This window comes from Ensifer sp. Root278 (assembly GCF_001429285.1).
In the GTDB taxonomy this organism is placed as follows: domain Bacteria; phylum Pseudomonadota; class Alphaproteobacteria; order Rhizobiales; family Rhizobiaceae; genus Ensifer.
Map to the genome: position 1 here is coordinate 87,333 of NZ_LMJJ01000001.1, position 18,569 is coordinate 105,901.

The 18,569-nt window shown below is 63.5% G+C and carries 18 protein-coding genes; 6 read left to right on the plus strand and 12 right to left on the minus strand.

What is annotated here, in order from left to right:
- Positions 1–9: 9 nt before the first annotated feature.
- The 7 genes from ASE60_RS00405 to ASE60_RS00435 form a co-directional block, all read right to left on the minus strand.
- The gene (locus ASE60_RS00405; RefSeq protein WP_057247775.1) at positions 10–1,230 is read right to left on the minus strand and encodes an efflux RND transporter periplasmic adaptor subunit; all 1,221 of its coding nucleotides are present in this window, start codon (positions 1,228–1,230) and stop codon (positions 10–12) included.
- Positions 1,231–1,488: 258 nt separating this feature from the next.
- Positions 1,489–2,490, minus strand: a complete 1,002-nt coding sequence (locus tag ASE60_RS00410; protein ID WP_057247776.1) for an ATP-binding cassette domain-containing protein — start codon at positions 2,488–2,490, stop codon at positions 1,489–1,491.
- A 13-nt stretch (positions 2,491–2,503) separates the two neighbouring features.
- On the minus strand, positions 2,504–3,568 hold the full coding sequence (locus ASE60_RS00415) for a Gfo/Idh/MocA family oxidoreductase (protein ID WP_057247777.1): 1,065 nt from the start codon (positions 3,566–3,568) through the stop codon (positions 2,504–2,506).
- Complete coding sequence (locus ASE60_RS00420) at positions 3,565–4,404, minus strand: carbohydrate ABC transporter permease (RefSeq protein ID WP_057247778.1); 840 nt, start codon at positions 4,402–4,404, stop codon at positions 3,565–3,567. The genes ASE60_RS00415 and ASE60_RS00420 overlap by 4 nt, the downstream gene beginning before the upstream one ends.
- A gap of 11 nt (positions 4,405–4,415) precedes the next feature.
- Positions 4,416–5,366 carry a sugar ABC transporter permease gene (locus ASE60_RS00425; RefSeq protein WP_057248225.1) on the minus strand — a complete coding sequence of 317 codons (951 nt, stop codon included), beginning with the start codon at positions 5,364–5,366 and terminating at the stop codon, positions 4,416–4,418.
- Between the two features lie 366 nt (positions 5,367–5,732).
- Positions 5,733–6,992 carry an ABC transporter substrate-binding protein gene (locus tag ASE60_RS00430; protein WP_057247779.1) on the minus strand — a complete coding sequence of 420 codons (1,260 nt, stop codon included), beginning with the start codon at positions 6,990–6,992 and terminating at the stop codon, positions 5,733–5,735.
- A 57-nt stretch (positions 6,993–7,049) separates the two neighbouring features.
- Entirely contained in the window at positions 7,050–7,946 is an 897-nt protein-coding gene (locus ASE60_RS00435) for an N-acetylmuramic acid 6-phosphate etherase (protein WP_057247780.1), read from the minus strand.
- 199 nt (positions 7,947–8,145) lie between these two features.
- Between ASE60_RS00435 and ASE60_RS00440 the strand changes: the two genes are divergently transcribed.
- From ASE60_RS00440 to nagA, 4 genes are read left to right on the plus strand one after another with little or no spacing between them, the layout of a single operon-like run.
- On the plus strand, positions 8,146–9,030 hold the full coding sequence (locus ASE60_RS00440; RefSeq protein ID WP_057247781.1) for an N-acetylglucosamine kinase: 885 nt from the start codon (positions 8,146–8,148) through the stop codon (positions 9,028–9,030).
- Positions 9,027–9,791: a GntR family transcriptional regulator gene (locus ASE60_RS00445; protein ID WP_057247782.1), complete on the plus strand. Its 765-nt coding sequence runs from the start codon at positions 9,027–9,029 to the stop codon at positions 9,789–9,791. Before ASE60_RS00440 ends, ASE60_RS00445 begins: the two co-directional genes overlap by 4 nt.
- Before the next feature lie 28 nt (positions 9,792–9,819).
- On the plus strand, positions 9,820–10,842 hold the full coding sequence (locus ASE60_RS00450) for an SIS domain-containing protein (protein ID WP_057247783.1): 1,023 nt from the start codon (positions 9,820–9,822) through the stop codon (positions 10,840–10,842).
- Positions 10,839–11,999: an N-acetylglucosamine-6-phosphate deacetylase gene (nagA, locus tag ASE60_RS00455; protein WP_057247784.1), complete on the plus strand. Its 1,161-nt coding sequence runs from the start codon at positions 10,839–10,841 to the stop codon at positions 11,997–11,999. The genes ASE60_RS00450 and nagA overlap by 4 nt, the downstream gene beginning before the upstream one ends.
- Before the next feature lie 73 nt (positions 12,000–12,072).
- Here the strand turns inward: nagA and ASE60_RS00460 are convergent, their stop codons facing one another.
- Genes ASE60_RS00460 through ASE60_RS00470 form a run of 3 tightly spaced genes read right to left on the minus strand, consistent with a single transcriptional unit; the run spans position 12,073 to position 15,064 of the window.
- Positions 12,073–12,798 (minus strand): copper homeostasis protein CutC, encoded by a 726-nt coding sequence (locus ASE60_RS00460; protein WP_057247785.1) that lies wholly within the window; start codon positions 12,796–12,798, stop codon positions 12,073–12,075.
- A complete protein-coding gene (locus tag ASE60_RS00465; RefSeq protein ID WP_057247786.1) occupies positions 12,795–13,706 on the minus strand; it encodes an ROK family protein in 912 nt (303 codons plus the stop codon). The genes ASE60_RS00460 and ASE60_RS00465 overlap by 4 nt, the downstream gene beginning before the upstream one ends.
- Positions 13,703–15,064, minus strand: coding sequence for an amidase (locus ASE60_RS00470; protein ID WP_057248226.1), 1,362 nt, complete (start codon positions 15,062–15,064; stop codon positions 13,703–13,705). Before ASE60_RS00470 ends, ASE60_RS00465 begins: the two co-directional genes overlap by 4 nt.
- 204 nt (positions 15,065–15,268) lie before the next feature.
- Between ASE60_RS00470 and ASE60_RS00475 the strand changes: the two genes are divergently transcribed.
- The gene (locus tag ASE60_RS00475; RefSeq protein WP_057248227.1) at positions 15,269–16,006 is read left to right on the plus strand and encodes a sulfate transporter family protein; all 738 of its coding nucleotides are present in this window, start codon (positions 15,269–15,271) and stop codon (positions 16,004–16,006) included.
- Between the two features lie 102 nt (positions 16,007–16,108).
- Positions 16,109–16,318 (plus strand): SlyX family protein, encoded by a 210-nt coding sequence (locus ASE60_RS00480; protein WP_057248228.1) that lies wholly within the window; start codon positions 16,109–16,111, stop codon positions 16,316–16,318.
- Positions 16,319–16,398: 80 nt separating this feature from the next.
- Here ASE60_RS00480 and ASE60_RS00485 read toward each other — a convergent pair whose 3' ends face one another.
- Positions 16,399–17,391, minus strand: a complete 993-nt coding sequence (locus tag ASE60_RS00485) for a BMP family ABC transporter substrate-binding protein (RefSeq protein ID WP_057247787.1) — start codon at positions 17,389–17,391, stop codon at positions 16,399–16,401.
- Positions 17,392–17,908: 517 nt separating this feature from the next.
- Positions 17,909–18,562, minus strand: a complete 654-nt coding sequence (gene msrA / locus ASE60_RS00490) for a peptide-methionine (S)-S-oxide reductase MsrA (protein ID WP_057248229.1) — start codon at positions 18,560–18,562, stop codon at positions 17,909–17,911.
- Positions 18,563–18,569: the final 7 nt, after the last annotated feature.

The following is an 18,569-nucleotide window of genomic DNA, read 5'->3' on the forward strand; positions in this document are numbered from 1 at the left end:
CAATCAAACTCACTTTGTAGCTTCGGCAGGCTTTTCGTCGGCAGAGGCCGTCGTCTGGGCTGCTTCTGCCGCAGGCTTGGCATCCGGGTTCCAGTCCGTCGGCTCGACCGGGGCGCCGGGGCCGATCTTCTGGAAGCCTTCGACGATGACCTTCTCGCCGGCCTTGAGGCCGGAGGTCACCTGCCAGCGGGTGCCGATGGTGCGGCCGAGCGTCACATTGCGGAACTCGACCTTGTTGTCTGCGGCAACGACGTAGACCTGCGATTGGCCGGCATTGTTGCGCTGGACGGCCTGCTGCGGGACGGTGATCGCATCCTTCTCGACGCCCTGCTGGACGAGCACGCGCACATACATGCCGGGAAGCAGGTCGTTTTCGGGGTTCGGGAATTCGCCACGCAGCGTCACCTGGCCGGTCGTCGCATCGACGGCCGCTTCGGAGAACAGCAGCTTGCCTTTGTGTTCGTAGGCCGTGCCGTCGTCGAGCACGAGCTGGACTTCGGCTTCTTCGTCGCCGCTCAGCATCTTGCCGTCCTCGAGCGCCTTGCGCAGGCGGATGAGGTCGGTCGCCGACTGGGTGAAGTCGGCATAGAGCGGGTCGAGCTGCTGGATCGTCGCGAGATTTTCCGAGCTGTTGGTGCTGACGAGCGCGCCTTCGGTGATCATCGCGCGACCGATGCGGCCGCTGATCGGTGCCGTCACGTCGGCATATTGCAGGTCGAGTTTCGCTGCCGCGAGGCCGGCCTCGGCGATCGCAACATCGGCGTCGGCGGTCGCGAGCAGGGCCGCCGCATCTTCCAACTGTTGCGCGGCGACGACGTTCGCCTTCTTCAACTGTTCCTGGCGATCGGCCTTCTGCTGGGCCTGCAGGCGCACGGACTGGGCGCGCCGAAGCGTTGCTTCGGCCTTTTCGACCTGCACGCGGAAGGGCGCCGGATCGATGCGGTAGAGCACGTCGCCTTCATTGACCTTGGAACCCTGCTGGAAGACGCGCTCGACGACGATGCCGGAAACGCGCGGGCGGACCTCGGCGACGCGTGTCGCGGTAATGCGGCCGGGGAGCTCGTTGGTGATCGGCAGCGTTTCGGTCTTGGTCGTGAAGACCGCGACCGCGGACGGTGGGAATGCGGCGGCGGCCGGCTGCTCGTCCTCTTTCTGGCAACCGGAAAGAAGAATCACAGTTGCCAAGGCGGCGGCCAGTGTCGGTCGGTTCATGCGCATAGCGATGTCCATATTCGGTGACCGCAGGCAACGGCTGCATCTCGCAAGGTGCCCGTGCGGTCCGGAAGTGAAGGGGAGCGGAACCGGTATCAGGTTCGGCAAATACCGGAAAGCTAATATACAAACACAAATGTATGTTAATTCGCTTTGCAGTGCAACAGCGTGATGCGGTGCGTAGAATCAAAAAATAATTCAGCCGCCACAGGGATTTAGTCCCTGTGGCGGCTGGTTTTCACGCAGCTGTGATGGGGCGTCGGCCCCAAAATGGGGTCAGGCGAGAACGCGATCGTCGTCGCCGAAACGGTGCATGCTGCCCACCATCGGTGTCGCATAGACGATATCGTCAGGTGCATAGCGATGCTCGCCGAAGAGGCGGACGGTGATCAGGCCCACCTGCTCGGAATCGATGTAGACGATGGTGTCGGCGCCGAGATGTTCGACGTGCACCACCTTGCCCTTCCAGTCGCCGCTCTCGCGCGAAAGCGCCATGTGCTCGGGGCGAATGCCGATCGTCTTGGCGCTGATATCGCCGAGCCGCGCGCCCTCGATGAAGTTCATCTGCGGCGAGCCGATGAAGCCGGCGACGAAGACGTTTGCCGGCCGGTTGTAGAGGTCCATCGGCGAGCCGATCTGTTCGATCTGGCCGGCGTTCAAGACGACGATCTTGTCGGCGAGCGTCATCGCCTCCACCTGGTCGTGGGTCACGTAGATCATCGTCGCCTTCAGGCTGCGGTGCAGCCGGGCGATCTCGAGCCGGGTGTTGACGCGCAGCGCCGCATCGAGGTTGGAGAGCGGCTCGTCGAACAGAAAGAGCTTCGGTTCGCGCACGATCGCACGGCCGATCGCCACACGCTGACGCTGGCCGCCGGAGAGTTCGGCCGGGCGCCGGGCAAGATAGGGATCGAGCGACAGCATGCTCGCCGCCTTGCCGACCTTGTCGTCGATCTCGGTTTTCGGCTTGCCGGCCTGCTTGAGGCCAAGGCCCATATTGTCCTTCACCGTCAGGTGCGGATAGAGCGCGTAGGACTGGAACACCATGGCGATGCCGCGCTTGGCGGGCGCCACATGGCCGACTTCGGTGCCGTCGATCTGCACGCTGCCGGAGGTCGCGTCTTCGAGGCCGGCGATGGTGCGCAGCAAGGTCGACTTGCCGCAGCCGGACGGGCCGACGAAGATGACGAACTCGCCGTCCTTCACCTCGAGGTCGATGCCCTTCAGCACTTCATGGCTGCCATAGGCCTTGCGGATGGATTTGAGTTGAAGCGATCCCACCTGGTTGCCCCCTTTAGAGTTTGACTGGTCTGCCGGTGCGCACGCTTTCGTCTGCGGCAAGGCAGATGCGGAGCGACTGGACGGCATCGTTCATGTGACGGTCGAGGTCGATGTCTTCGCGAATGGCTTTCAGCACATAGGCCTGCTCGCGGTCGCAGAGTTCCTGGTGCCCGGGCTCGCCGTCCATCTTGAGATCCTCATCGGCCCTCAGGAAGCGACCATTGGGACCGGTTTCGGCGTTGTGCAGCCGGATCACCGCGGTCTTGGTATGTATGTCGATGTCGTCGGACTTGGCGTTCTGGTCCATGACGATCGACACGGAGCCCTTGGGTGACATCACGTCCTTCACGAAGAAGGCCGTTTCCGAGATCATCGGACCCCAGCCGGCTTCATACCAGCCAGCCGACCCATCCTCGAAGATCACCTGCAGGTGGCCGTAATTGTACATGTCGGGGGCGATCTCGTCCGAGAGGCGAAGTCCCATGCCGCGCACTTCCACCGGCTTTGCGTCGGTGATCTGGCACATGACGTCGACATAGTGCACGCCGCAGTCGACGATCGGCGACGTCGTCTTCATCAGCGACTTGTGCGTCTCCCAGGTCGGTCCGCTCGACTGCTGGTTCAGGTTCATGCGGAAGACATAGGGGCCGCCGAGCTTGCGGGCCTCGGCGATCAGCCGGATCCACGAGGGGTGGTGGCGCAGGATGTAGCCGATCACCAGCTTGCGACCGTGCTTCTTTGCAGCCGCGACGACGCGCTCTGCGTCGGCGACGGTGGTTGCCAGCGGCTTCTCGACGAAGACGTCGGCACCGGCTTCAAACGCCATGACGGCAAAGTCGGCATGGCTGTCGGAATAGGTGCAGATCGAGCAGAGATCCGGCTTCAGTTCGGCAAGCGCCGATCTGAAATCGGGATAGATCGTGTAGCCGCTGAGCTCCTCCGGCAGCGGCACCTTCGAACGGTTGACTAGACCGACGATCTCGAAGCCGGGGTTGTTGTGATAGGCGAGCGCATGGCTGCGCCCCATGTTGCCGAGCCCTGCGACGAGGACCCGGACGGGTTTGCTGCTTGCACTCACTTGACTGCTCCTGCCGTGATGCCGCGGATCAGCTGCCGCGAGAAGATGACGTAGAGAACGAGGACCGGAAGGATGGCGAGCGAGAGGGCCGCCAGAACCGCATTCCAGTTGGTGACGAACTGGCCGATGAAGATCTGCGAGCCGAGCGTCACCGTTTTGGTCGCCTCCGCCGGGGCCAGGATCAGCGGGAACCAGAGGTCGTTCCAGATCGGGATCATCGTGAACACCGCGACAGTCGCCATGGCCGGCCGCACCAGCGGCAGAACCAGGCGGAAGAAGATCGAGTATTCCGAAAGCCCGTCGATGCGCCCCGCGTTCTTCAGGTCATCCGAGACCGTGCGCATGAACTCCGAGAGGATGAAGATCGCGAGCGGCAACCCTTGCGCCGTGTAGACCAGGATCAGCGCCGTCAGCGTGTTGACCAGGTTGGCGGCGACCATGCCCTGGAGAATGGCGACGGTGCCGAGACGGATCGGGATCATGATGCCGATCGCAAGATAGAGGCCCATCACCGTGTTGCCGCGGAAGCGGTATTCCGACAGCGCGAAGGCGGCCATCGCCCCGAAGAGCAGCACCAGCGCGATCGAGACGATCGTGACGATGAAACTGTTCTGGAAATAGGTGGCAAAATCGCCCTGGCCGAGGACCGTTTCATAGCCGATCAGGCTGAAGGTCTGTGGCGTCGGGATCGTCAGCGGCGCCCGAAAGATTGCATTGCGGTCCTTGAACGAGTTGATGATCGTCAGGAACACCGGGAACAGCGACACCAGCGTGTAGGCGATCAGCGCCACGTGGACGAAGCCGGTGCGGAGAAAAGAATCGCGTGCTTTCGACATCTCCGGTCTCCTCAGAACTGGTAGCGGCGCATGCGGCGCTGAATGACGAAGAGGTAGAGCGACACGCCGGCGAGGATGATCAGGAACATCACCGTGGCGATCGTCGCGCCCATGGAGCGGTCACCGAGCTGCAGCTGGAAACCGAAGAAGGTGCGGTAAAGCAACGTGCCGAGAATGTCGGTCGAACCATCAGGCCCGGCAAGCGCGCCCTGCACCGTGTAGACCAGGTCGAAGGCGTTGAAGTTGCCGACGAAGGTCAGGATCGAGATGATGCCGATGGCCGGCAGGATCAGCGGCAGCTTGATCTTCCAGAACTGGCTCCAGCCGGTAACCCCGTCGCATTCGGCAGCCTCGATCACCTCATCGGGAATGTTGAGCAGCGCTGCGTAGATCAGCATCATCGGGATGCCGACATATTGCCAGACCGAGATCAGCGACACGGCGATGAGCGCGGAACCCGGCTTTCCGAGCCAGGGCGCAAACAGCGACTTCAGGCCAACGAGGTCGAGTATCCAGGGCGACACCCCCCAGATCGGCGACAGGATCAGCTTCCAGATGAAGCCGACGATCACGAAGGAGAGCAGCGTCGGCAGGAAGATCGCCGTGCGGTAGAAGGTGACGAAGCGCAGCTTCGGGATCGACAGCATCGCGGCGAGGGCGACGCCGATCGGGTTTTGCACGCACATATGGATGATGAAGAAGATGACGTTGTTCTTCAGCGCGTTCCAGAAGTCGTGGGCCCAGCGCTCTTCCCCAAACAGTGTCTGGAAATTGGCAAGCCCGACGAAGGCTGGCTGTCCGTCAACCGTGTTGTACAGAGAGAGCCTGAGCGTCTCGATCAGCGGCAGGATCATCACCGCCGAATAGACCAGGAAGGCCGGGAGCAGGAAGACGAGGATGTGCCAGCGCTTCGGCCGCCTTGCGGTCGGCTGTCCGTCTTGCACTGAAAGAGCGTCACTCATTGAACCATCCGTTTCTAGAAGACCGGTTCCCCAGACAATCACGATGCGCACCGACGCCACACGGCCGGTCTCGCCGTATGCCATCTGCCCTTTTTTGAGGGCTCATGACGAAGGTTAAGTCTATCGCGTTCTTTTGCAAACGACTGCGTCGGTGGCCTCCCACGATGGGAGGCCTGTGACGCGACGGCTGGGGGAGTGCCTCATCGGCCAATGTCGCCCCGCCCGGCCTTGCTGCAAGTGTCCCAAGGACAAAACATGCAGCAATTCAAACTGCTACGGCGCCCTTCTGCGTCCGGCAGGACACGGGTGCCGTAGGGCCGACCCTCCCCAAAAAGGGGAGGGAACCTGTTGCGCTTACGTCTCTTCTCACTTCGCCGGCTTGTACCAGGAGTCGAGGCCCTTCTGCAGCTTCTCGGCGGCAACCTCAGGCGTATCGGTGCCGTTGATTACGTTGGCCGATTCGACCCAGGTTTCGTTTTCGAGGCTCGGCGTGCCGCGCGCCAGGATCTGGTAGGTCGAGCGGATCGTCGGCTTGCACTTTTCGCGCCAGGAGACGAATTCCTGGGCGAGCGGATCGGTCATCTTCACCGGGGTAGAGTTGAGGCTGAAGAAGCCCGGCAGTGCATTGGCGTAGATGTCGGCGAACTCAGGCGAGGCAACCCAGCTCAGGAAGGTCTTGGCCTGTTCGGCATGTGCGCTCTTGGCATTGAGGCCGATGCCGATGTCATTGTGGTCCGAGATGTAGCAGGTGTCGCCGGCGTTTTTGACCGGCGGCGGGAAGGCGCCCATCTTGAACTGTGCCTGGGTGTTGAACAGGCCGATTTCCCACGAGCCGGCCGGATAGATCGCGGCGCGGCCGAGCGTGAAGAGGTTCTGGCTGTCCGGATAGGTCTGGGCTTCGAAGCCGTCGCCGAGATAGTCCTTCCATTTGGCGAGAACGCGGTAGGGCTCGACCCACGGTTCGTCGGTCAGCTTCTGCTCGCCCTTGATCAGCGCAGCGCGGCCTTCTTCGCCCTTCCAGTAGTTCGGGCCGATGTTCTGGTAGCCCATGGTTGCGGCTTCCCAGAGGTCCTTGGTGCCCATCGCCATCGGGATGTAGTTGCCGTCCGCCTTGATCTTGTCGAGGGCGGCGAAGAATTCGGCTTCCGTCGTCGGGATCTGGATGCCGAGCTGGTCGAAGGCGTCCTTGTTGTAGATGAAGCCGTGGATGACTGAAGCCATCGGCACGCAGAAGGTGGACTTGCCGTCATCGGTGGTCCAGGCGGACTTGGCGACCGGCGAGAAGTTTTCCATGCCCGGCAGCGCCGTCAGGTCGGCAAGGTGCTTCTTGTTGTAGAGTTCGAGCGAGACGTCGAACGGACGGCAGGTAACGAGGTCACCCGCGGAGCCGGCATCGAGCTTGGCGTTCAGCGCCGCATTGTATTCGGTCGGCGCCATCGGGGCGAACTTGACCTTGATGCCCGGGTTCTTCGCTTCGAAGGCAGGGATCAGTTTTTCCTGCCAGATCGCCAGGTCGTCGTTGCGCCAGCTTTCGATGGTCAGCGTCACGTCCTCGGCGTGCGCCAGCCCGGCCGTGCCGAGAATGCTCGAAGCGAGCAGCAGGCCTTTGATTGTTGTACGGGTCATGCAGGTTCTCCCTTTTTATAGGCGCCGCTTTGGCGCGGTTTGGATCCCAGAATTGATTCAGGCCGAGACGATACCGATCGCCCGGCGCAGATTCTGCTTGGCCTCTTTCAGAGCGGCGTCGGCGGCTGCAACGTCCTTCGCGCCCGAGGCGAGAAGGATCGCGACCTTGACCGAGCCGGAGGCCTCGTTGATCAGCCGGCCGGCCTCAGTGGCGCTGATGCCGGTGATGTCGGTGACGATGCGGATCGCGCGGCCGTGCAGCTTGATATTGTCGGCGCGCAGGTTGACCATGTGGCCGTCGAGCACGTGGCCGAGATGGATGCCGACCAGTGTCGAGAACATGTTGAAGGCGATCTTCTGTGCGGTGCCGGCGCCCATGCGGGTCGAGCCGGAGACCACTTCCGGCGGCGTCTGCAAGAGGATCGAGACGTCCGCGTCCTTGAAGAGCGCCGCACCCGGATTGTTGGCGACGGCGATTACCTTGGCGCCGCGCTTGCGGGCCTCGTCGGCAGCGGCAAGCGCGTAAGGGGTGGAACCGCTTGCGGAAACGGAAACGAGACAGTCGCCCGCGCCGATGCCCGCCTTGCGCACGTCCTCTCGGGCGAGGTCCATATCGTCCTCATAACCTCCCGCGAGGTCGCTGAGGCTGGCAGCGCCGCCGGCAAGCAGGATGACGATCTGATCCTGCGCGATACCATAGGTGCCGGGCAGCTCGAGCGCGTCGGCCATCGCCATGAGACCGGAGCTGCCGGCGCCCGCATAGGCAAGACGCCGCCCGGAGCTGAGCGCTTCGGCGGCAATCGAGGCGGCGGCGGAGATCGACTCGATCGCCGCATCGACGGCCTTGGCCGCTGCCTGCTGGCCGGCGGCGAGCAGTCGCAGCGCCAGCGCCGGATGCATAAGATCCAGGCCCTTGGCGTTGTCGTGACGCTCTTCGGTCTTTGCTGACGGCATGGGTCATGTCTCCTCTCGGTTGAAATTAATGCCAAAAAAATACCAATTGTCCAGCAGAATTTAACTTTTGGCGCCTGAAAAAACCGATCGTCTAAATTAGTCCTTGAATTTCAATGAATTGCAACGAAATCGAAAGCGTGGGCGGATTCAGACTTGGTTATTGGTATTTTTTTGGTATCCTCAATGGGCGGAGGTACTCATGACAAATTACCTGATAGGAATCGACGGGGGCGGGACGAGCTGCCGAGCTGCCGTGGCAACGGCAGATGGGCGCATTCTCGGGCGTGGCAAGGCCGGCGCCGCCAATATCCTGACAGACCCGGAAACCGCGCTCGCCAATATCGGCGGAGCCGCCCGCGCAGCCTTTGAAGAGGCGGGCCTCGACCCTGAGGGCATTGCCGCCGCCAAGGCGATCGTCGGTGTGGCCGGACATAATGTCGGCGATGCCGTGCATTACGTAAAGCGTCGTCTGCCCTTCGCCGCCGCGGATATCGAATCCGACGGTTTGATCGCGCTGCAGGGTGCGCTCGGCAACCAGGATGGCGCGGTCGCCATCCTCGGTACGGGCACCATCTATATTTTGCGCCAAGGAGATACGGTCAGTTATGTCGGCGGCTGGGGTTTCACCATCGGCGACCATGGCAGCGGAGCCCGCATCGGCCATGCGCTTCTGCAGGAAAGCCTGCTTGCCTTCGACAGTATTCATGCAGCTTCCGCGGTCACGGATAGCGTTCTGGCCGAATTCAACAACGACGCGCGCGATGTCGTCGATTTTGCCCGTCTTGCGAAGCCCGGCGAGTTCGGCCGCTATGCGCCGCGGGTCTTCGAAGGGGCTGCCGCAGGCGATCCCGTCGCCGTGCGGATCCTGAAGGCCGCCGCACTTACGGTGGATGAGGCGCTGGATGTCGTGGTTGCACGAGGCTGCGAGAGGCTTTGTCTGCTTGGCGGATTGGCGCCGCTCTATCGCCCCTGGCTTGCCGAGCGCCATCAGGCATTGCTCGTCGAAGCCGAGGCGGACGCACTGACCGGGTCGGTCGCTCTGGCCGCGCAACGGTTTGGCTCACATGCGAGGGCGAGTGCATGACGCACCAGCTCGCTTCCATTCTGCCGCTTGAGGGCCTGCAGTCCGGAGGATCGGGGCCGCTCTATCTCAAGCTTCGGCAATCGCTCGAAGACGCAATCCAGTCGGGCAAGCTCAACCATGGCGACGCCTTGCCGCCAGAGCGCGATCTTGCCGACTATGCCAACATCAGCCGCGTGACCGTGCGCAAGGCGGTAGACGATCTCGTGCGCGATGGGCTGCTTGTCCGCCGCCACGGTTCCGGCACCTTTGTCGTCAAGCCGGTCTCCAAGGTGCAGCAGTCTCTGTCGCGGTTGACGTCGTTCACCGAAGACATGGCGCGCCGCGGGTTGAACACCCATGCGCGCTGGCTGGAACGCGGCCTGTTTCATCCTTCGCCGGATGAGATGATGGCGCTTGGCCTTCCCGCCGACGCGCTGGTCGCCCGCCTCGGGCGCCTTCGCATCGCCGACGACATGCCGCTTGCGATCGAGCGCGCCAGCATCTCTGCGGAGTTCCTGCCGGACCCGCAGGCCGTCACCTCGTCGCTCTATTCGGCGCTTGACAAGACGCGGTCCCGGCCGGTGCGCGCCGTCCAGCGCATCTCCGCTTGCAACATCAAGGACCCGGATGCCTCGATGCTCGGCGTTGCCGTTGGCTCGGCCGGCCTTTCCATCGAACGCGTCTCCTATCTCGCATCCGGACGCGTCGTCGAATTCACCCGCTCGCTCTACCGGGGCGATGCCTATGACTTTGTCGCGGAACTGACGCTGTCGGAATCCTAAAGCGACCGCCCGCAGAAAGGAATTGACCATGCAGACCAATATGCGCCGAGAAATCGACGAGATCCCCGAAGCCGCCCAGCGCCTGCTGGAACGCTCGGCCGATCAGCTCAAGGCCGCCGGCGCGGCACTCCGCGTCAAGGATCCGGCCTTCCTGGTCACGATCGCCCGCGGCTCCTCCGATCATGCCGCGCTTTTCCTCAAATATGCGATCGAGCTGCAGGCCGGTCGACCGGTCGCCTCGCTCGGCCCGTCGCTCGCCTCGATCTACGGCGCCAAACTGAAGCTCGGCGGTGCCGCGGCGATCGCGATTTCGCAGTCGGGCAAGAGCCCGGATATCGTCGCTATGGCCCAGGCCGCGACCGATGCCGGCGCCGTCTCGATCGCGCTCACCAACACGCTGCCCTCGCCGATCTCCGAGGCCTGCACCAACCCTCTCGACATTCTCGCCGGTCCGGAAATCGCCGTTGCGGCCACCAAGTCCTACGTCAATTCGATCGTCGCCGGCCTTGCCGTGCTCGGCGAATGGACCGGTGACGCAGCGCTTAAGCGGGCAGTCGCCGATCTGCCGAACCAGTTTGCGAAGGCCGTCAAGCTCGACTGGCAGGCCTTTGCCGACGATCTCGGCGAGGCGGAATCGCTCTATGTGCTCGGCCGTGGCCCGGCGCTTGCGATCGCCAGCGAGGCGGCGCTGAAGTTCAAGGAAACATCCGGCATGCATGCGGAAGCCTATTCCGCGGCCGAAGTTCTGCACGGGCCGGTGGCGCTCGTCGGCGCCAAGTTCCCGGTGCTGACGCTTGCGGCCCGTGATGCAGCCGAAACTTCGGTCGCCGGCATTGCCGACGGTATGGCCGAAAAGGGCGCAGTGGTTCATGTTACATCGAGCCTTGCCGGCAAGGCCAAGCGCCTGCCGTTCGTCGAGACGGGCCACCCGATCACCGACGCGCTGACCTTGATCCTGCCGTTCTATGGCTTCGTCGAAGCCTGGTCGCGCTCGCGCGGTCTCAACCCCGACGCACCGGCGAGCCTCAAGAAGGTAACGGAGACGAGATGAGCGAGAGGAAAGCAATCACCGGCGCCCGCCTGTTCGACGGCGTCGAATGGCATGACGGCTGTGCTCTCGTGATCGAGGCCGGCCGCGTCAAGGCGATCGTGGCAGTGGCGGACGTCCCCGCCGATGCCAAAAAAATCGATGCGCATGGCATGCTGCTGGTGCCGGGCTTCATCGACCTGCAGGTCAACGGCGGCGGTGGTGCGCTTCTGAACGAAGAACCGTCCGTCGAGGGTATCCGGCAGATCTGTTCGGCGCATGCCAAGTTCGGCACCACCGCACTGCTGCCGACGCTGATCACCGACACACGCGAAATCAGAAGCGCCACCATCAAGGCGGGTCTCGACGCCAAGGCCGCTGGCGTGCCGGGTTTCCTCGGGCTGCATCTCGAAGGCCCGCATCTCTCGGTCGCACGCAAGGGCGCCCATGATCCGACGCTGATCCGTCCGATGGACGATGCCGATCTCGCCGAAATGCTCGATTGCGCCAAGGCGCTCGGCGTGCTGATGGTGACCGTGGCGCCCGAAAACGCCACCCGGGAACAGGTGCGGGCGCTGGCCGAAGCCGGCGCCGTCGTCAGCCTCGGCCACACCGATGTCGGTTACGAAACCGCCGTCGCCTATGCCAAGGCGGGCGCAAGGACGGTGACCCATCTCTTCAACGCCATGAGCGGCCTTGGCCATCGCGAGCCGGGCGTGGTCGGTGCGGCACTTGCCACCGGCACGCTGCATGCGGGCCTGATTGCCGACGGCTACCATGTCGAGCCGGCCTCGATGGGCGTGGCGCTGCGCGCAAAAGTCGGCCCGGGCCAGATCTTCCTGGTGACCGACGCGATGTCGCCGATCGGCACGGACATGACCAGCTTCCAGCTGAACGGCCGCGAGATCCTGCGCGAGGGCGGTCGCCTGACGCTTGCCGACGGTACGCTCGCCGGCGCCGACATCGACATGCTGTCGTCGGTCCGTTTCGTGCACGACAAGCTCGGCCTGCCGGTGGAAGAAGCCTTGCGGATGGCCTCCGCCTATCCGGCCGATGCTATGGGTCTCGCCACCCACAAGGGACGGCTGAAGCCCGGCGCCGATGCGGATTTCGTGCTTCTGACGCCGGAGCTTGGCATGGGCTCTACCTGGATCGGCGGCACGCAGGTCTACGCCGCCTGATCATAACGCATCAAGCAAAAGCCCCGGACAGCGCAAATGTTGTCCGGGGCTTTTCATTTCGGGCAACGTTGTCTCAGCGCGCTGGAAGTCTCGCCTTCATCGCCCGGACCGTTTCCGCATCGGTGCGGCGCCGGTCGGCCGAAACGAAGCCCATTTCGACCAATCGCGGATCCTGAGCCGGCTCACGAACGGAGCAGGAGGAGTGCACTTCGCTGACGGTCACCCGGTCGAGAAGGGCATCGACCGTATCGAGGGTGACGCCGGACCCCGGCATGATCGACAGCCGGCCCTTGGCGAGATCGACGATTTCGGCCAACCGATCGATCGCCTGCGGTGCGCTCCTGGCACCGCCCGAGGTCAGGATGCGTTCGAAGCCGAGCTCGACCGCCACCTCCATCGCCTCGGCGAAATCCGGAACCAGATCGAAGGCGCGGTGCAGCGTCATCCTGAGTCCGGCCGCATGGCCTGTGAGCTTGATCAGCATCGACTTATCGAGGCGACCGTCGGCAAGGGAGGCGCCGAGCACCACGCCGGCGAGACCTGCCGCCCGCGCCGCGTCGATATCGCGACGCATGACATCGAGGTCCGCGGCGGAGAAGACGAAATCGCCCGGGCGAGGGCGGATCATGGCGTAAACGGGCACCGGCGGCGGACCGGCCAGCGCCATCAGTCCGGGATTGGGCGTCAGGCCACCGACGGACAGGGCGGCGCAGAGCTCGATCCGGTCTGCGCCGCCCTCGATCGCCGCGTAAAGCCCGTCGGCATCGTCGACGCAGACTTCCAGTTTGATGTCGCTCATATCTTCTCCTCGCCGAGGCCAAGCAGCGCCGCGCCGATCAATCCGGGCTCGACCCGGCATTCACCACGCACCACCAGCGGCCGTTCGAACTGCCGGAGAATCCGGCTACGCACTGTCCTGTCGATTTCGGCGAGCAGTTCCTCGGAATTGGAGAGTCCGCCGCCGACAGGCACGATCGTCGCGCCGGTGATGTTGATGACGAGTGCCAAAGGCGAACTCACGAGATCGACGAGCAGATCGACCGTGCGCTTTGCCTCTGCATCCCCAGCCTTCCAGGCCTCGATGATCTCATGGCTTGAAAGCGTCTTGCCATGGGCGGTCTGGTGCAGCCGCTCCAACCCGCGGGCGCCGCCAACGGTATCGACGCAGCGCTTCTGGCCGCAGCCGCAGTCATAGGCGGGAATGGCGATCGGCGGGTTGCCGGCCTCGGCCGCGATCGCCGGGCCGTGTCCCCATTCGCCGGCAAAGCCGCCATCGGCATTGATCAGCCGGCCGTCGATCACCAGGCCGCCGCCGACCCCGGTGCCGAGAATGGCGCCGAAGACGATACGGTGGCCGCGCCCGGCGCCGGCACCTGCTTCGGCAAGCGCGAAACAGTCGGCGTCATTGGCGATCTTCACCGGCAGGTGCAGCGCCGCTTCGAGTTCGGTGACTAGGTCACGTCCGTCGATGCAGGGGATGTTGGCGCATTTGATCCGCCGCGTCTCGGGATCGATGACGCCGGTGATCGAGATCGCCACGCAATCCGGGTGTCCGCCCGCTTCGTCCAGGACCGATTCGAGCGCCTCAATGAACTGGCGGAAGTTGCTGAGCGGCGTTGTCCGTCGCGGCAACGGAAAGATCCGGTCGCGCGAATGCACGATCGCGCCCTTGATCGCCGAGCCGCCGATGTCGAAACAGACGATCATGCCTCACCCCGGATGATCGTTTCGGCAGAGAGCGCGACGGAGAGCAGCCGATCGTCCTGGTGATGCGGCGCGGCAAGCTGCAAACCAACGGGCATTTCGGCCGCCCCGGTACCGCAGGGAATGGAGATGCCGCAGAAATCCAGGAAGTTACCGATCGACGTGTTGCGCAGTGTCTTGGCGTTGGTCTTGAAGAACAGCTCGTCGTCCTCGATCAGTGGCGCGATCGGCGGCGCCACATGCGGCAGGGTCGGGTGGGCGATGAGCTCGTTCGGCTTCAGGCTGTCGACCGTCTCATGGATCAGTTGGTCGCGCGCGTCGAGCAGGGCAATGTAGTCGGGCATGGTGATCTTCTCGCCGAGCCTGGTGCGGGCAACGACACGGGGATCCATCTCATTGGCCTCGTGCCCGGCCAGCCGCTCGCGATGAAGCGCATAGGCCTCGGCCGTCACCAGGGCGCCATGGCGCGCCATCAGCCCGAAGACCGCCGAGAAGGTCGGGAAGGCGCGGCGGCTGATAGCAACGCCGGCTTTCTCGAGCCGCCTGATGGCATCCTCGAACGCCTCGACGACTTCCGTTTCCGCATCGTCGAAGACCACCGTTTCCGGGATCACCAGCGCGACGCCTGAAAGGTCGGCGCGGCGCACGGTCGGAGCCGTCAGCCCGTGCATGGCAGCGTCCACCCACACGGCGTCCTGCACCGTGTGGCAAAGGGGCCCAAGCGAATCCAGGCTTTCAGCCAGCGGAAAGACGCCCTTCATCGTGTAGCGGCCGCGTGTTGCTTTGTAACCGACAATGCCGGTCATCGCCGCGGGGATGCGGACGGACCCGCCGGTATCGGTGCCGATGGCTGCTGGCACCAGCCCGGCCGCGACCGCGACCGCCGAGCCTGACGACGAGCCGCCGGGAATGCGCTCAACGTCGGTGGCCGCGGGGTTCCTCGGCGTGCCGTAATGCGGGTTGATGCCAAGGCCCGAAAAGGCGAACTCGCTCATATTGGTGCGGCCGACGCTGACCATGCCGGCTGCGGCAACGGCGGCAACGACCGGAGCGTCGCTCCTCGCCGGGGCGTGCGTCTGCAGCACCTTCGAGCCGGCGGTCGTGACGCTGCCGGCCACATCGAAGAGGTCCTTCCACGCGACCGGCAGGCCGTCGAGCAGGCCGAGCGAGCGTCCCGCCCTGAGGCGTTTCGAGGCGGCCTCGGCATCCCGCGTCGCGCGCTCAGGCGTCAGTTCGACGAAGATGGCATAGTCGCCGTGTGCGTCGATCGCCGCATAGGTTTGCTTGGCGAGGTCCACGGGGTCCAGCTTGCCGCTCTGCACCAGCACGGAAAGGCTGGCGAGTGTCTTTTGTTCTGTCATGTCATCCTCCGCGGAATGCTGTTCTTGCCTGCGGCTGCTGTCCGCTACGTCTACAATATCGCCGCCCTTGGCGTTTTCCATGCTTCCCTTAGACGAGGCGCGTGAATCTTGCATAAAGACTGGCTTCCGCCGCGTGTGTCTTGTCGCTGGTGGTGCCCCTGCCTACATGCATCATCGAACCTTGGGCCATACTGGAGAGCGATGATGATCTTGGACGCGGCGCGACTTTCGCTTGCCAATCTCCTTGCGCCCGAGACCCGATCGGTTTTCTGGAAGGTGCTGGGCCTGACGATACTGGCGCTCGTCGCGCTCTGGTTTGCGGTGCGCGAAGTGTTTATCTGGCTGGCGCTGCCGTGGATCGATACGCTGATGCCGGGCACGCCCGTCTGGGCCGGTTGGCTGACCTTCGTCGTCGGCATCTTCGCGAGCCTCGGGCTGGCGCTCGCCTTGGCTTTGCTTCTGGCCCCCGTCACCGCGCTGATCGCCGGCTTCTTCCTCGACGATGTTGCCGAGGTGATCGAGAAGCGGGACTATCCGAGCGAGCCGCAGGGCCGGCCGCTGCCGCTTGGCGAGGCGATCGCCGGATCGCTGAAGTTTCTCGGCGTTGTCATCCTCGGCAACCTGCTGGCGCTCTTCCTGCTGCTCGTTCCGGGCGTCAATCTCGTCGCCTTCTTTCTGGTCAACGGCTATCTGCTCGGCCGCGAATTCTTCGAGTTCGCGGCAATGCGCTATCGTGCACCGGCGGAGGCGCGGCTCTTCCGCGAGAAGCACCGTTCCACCGTTTTTCTCGCCGGCCTTCTGCTCGCGGCCTTTCTGGCGGTGCCGTTCGTCAACCTTTTGACGCCGCTCTTTGCTGCCGGACTGATGGTGCATCTGCACAAGCGGCTTTCGGCAAAGGATCCCGGATTTTCGCTCTCGGGCAGTGCGGCGGCGAAGGCCTGAGAGGCTCTTGCTTGACATGATGCCGGCTATGGCCAATCTGCCGGCAAGATCCCATTGTGCTGCGCGGGCGCGCCGGCGCGTGGCAGGACGGAGTTGGCGGACATGAACAAGACGGACGAACGGATCACCCACCTCGAGGAAACGGTGGCCCACCAGGCCAAGACCATCGAGGAACTTTCCGATCAGCTTGCCGAGCAATGGAAGGTGGTGGAACAGACGCGCGCCAAGCTCGACCGGCTGACCGAGCGTTTCCTGTCGCTCGAGGAGCAATCGCTCGATGCGCCGGCGATCACCCGGCCGCCGCACTACTGATCGAGCGCCACGGCAAACGGAAATTAAAAGGCCGCCGGTCCAACGAACCGGCGGCCTCTCTATTTACATAAGTGCTGCTCTTAGTAGGGGCAGGACTCGTCGCTCATGTAGTCGTGAACTTCGACCTTGCCGGCAATGATTTCGGCTTTCACCTTTTCCACTGCGTCGAGCATCTCAGGCGTGATCAGTGCCTTGTTGTTGTCGTCGAGCGCATAGCCGACGCCATCTTCCTTGAGGCCGAGGTTGGAAATGCCGAACTCGAACTTGTCGTTCTTGGCCGCCGTGAAGGCTTCATAGACGGCAACGTCGACGCGCTTCAGCATCGAGGTCAGGACCTTGCCCGGCTGCAGGCCGTTCTGGTTGGAGTCGACGCCGATGCCGAGCTTGCCCGCATCTGCTGCTGCCTGCAGAACGCCGACGCCGGTGCCGCCGGCTGCGTGGTAGACGACGTCCGAGCCTTGGTCGATCTGCGACTTGGCGATTTCGCCGCCCTTGACCGGGTCGTTCCAGGCGTCCGGCGTCGTTCCGGTGTAGGCTTCCAGAACCTTGACGTCAGCGCCGGTCGACTTGGCGCCGCCAACGTAGCCACAGGCGAACTTGTGGATCAGCGGAACGTCCATGCCGCCGATGAAGCTGACGGTCTTCGACTTCGAAGCGAGGCCGGCGAGAACGCCGACGAGGTAGGAGCCTTCCTGTTCCTTGAAGACGACCGATTTGACGTTCGGCTTCTCGACGACCATGTCGATGATCGCAAACTTGATATCAGGGTATTCCGGCGCGATCTTCTCGAGCGAAGCCGCCCAGTTGAAGCCGGCCATGACGATCGGGCTGTTGCCGTCGCTCGCAAAGCGGCGCAGCGCCTGTTCACGCTGGGCATCGTTGGCGATTTCGAACTCGCGGTATTCGACGCCCGATTCCGTCTTGAACTTTTCGGCGCCGTTGAAGGCAGCCTCGTTGAAGGATTTGTCGAACTTGCCGCCGAGATCGTAGATGATCGCTGGCTTGATGTCGGCGGCCAGTGCCGTCGCGGACATCATCGAAAAGGCAAAGAGACCGAGAATGGTTTTTTTCATTGTGCAGCCCTGTTGTCGCTATTGATCTTATTGGGTCCTCCCGCCGGCTCCCCGACGGAACCTGTCTGCGGAACCCACCCCCTTCTCCTTGGGGCTAGGGTGGCGCATCCTTGCACGGTCACGGCAAAAAAACACTCAAAATTTTTCAGATGGTAAAAATACAAGCCACAGAAGCCGGTACCCGTAAGGCACCGGTTCTGTTGCGCTTTTGAGATCGCCGGCAAGTGTGCGCGCCCATCCGGCGCGACCTCTGGGTTGTGGGTATCGCGCTTGCTTTCGAGAGGGCCAAAGCGGCCCCCGGTGTCGGAGCGGGATGAGGAAAAGTGTGTGCGGTTCTCCGCCCGCATCCAGCGCTTGTTTACACGAAACGATCTGGTGAAGGTTTGGGTCGATTGAGGCCAAGCACATCGGCCTGTCTAGAGCATCCCGCTCTCGAGTGGAACCACCGGAGGCGGAAAGATGCTCTAGAATCAAAGTGCTAGAGCGTCCTTTGTGCGTCAGTCGAACGCACGGCGCCCTAGTACCCGATCGGGCAACTCACCCCGGTGCCGCGCAGGCCGCAATAGCCGTTCGGGTTCTTCGCCAGATATTGCTGGTGGTAGTCCTCGGCGAAGTAGAATGGGCCGGCCTTGCCGATCTCGGTGGTGATCGTGCCGCCATGGTTGGAATACTTCAGCGCCGCCTGGAAAGTGGTGCGCGCGGCCTTGGCCTCCGCCAGCTGCTCGTCGTCATAGGTGTAGATTGCCGAGCGGTAGGTGGTGCCGATATCGTTGCCCTGGCGCATGCCCTGGGTCGGGTCGTGCTCCTCGAAGAAAGTCTTGAGCAGGGTCGCAAGCGGAACCGTCTCTGGATCATAGACGACCAGCACCACCTCGGCATGGCCTGTGAGCCCGGTGGTCGTCTCCTGATAGGTCGGGTTCCGTGTCAGCCCGCCAGCGTAACCGACAGCCGTCACGTAGACACCGGGGATCTTCCAGAGCAGCCGTTCGGCGCCCCAGAAGCAGCCCATGCCAAGCAGGACCTGCTTCGTGCCGTCGGGGTAGGGGCCATTCAGCGGCCGCCCGGAGACGAAATGCGTCTCGGCCGTCGGGATCGCCTCGTCGCGACCCGGCAGCGCTGTCTGCGCATCGGGCATGATCGTCTTCTTGTTGAACATGTCGATCAGGAACATCAGCATA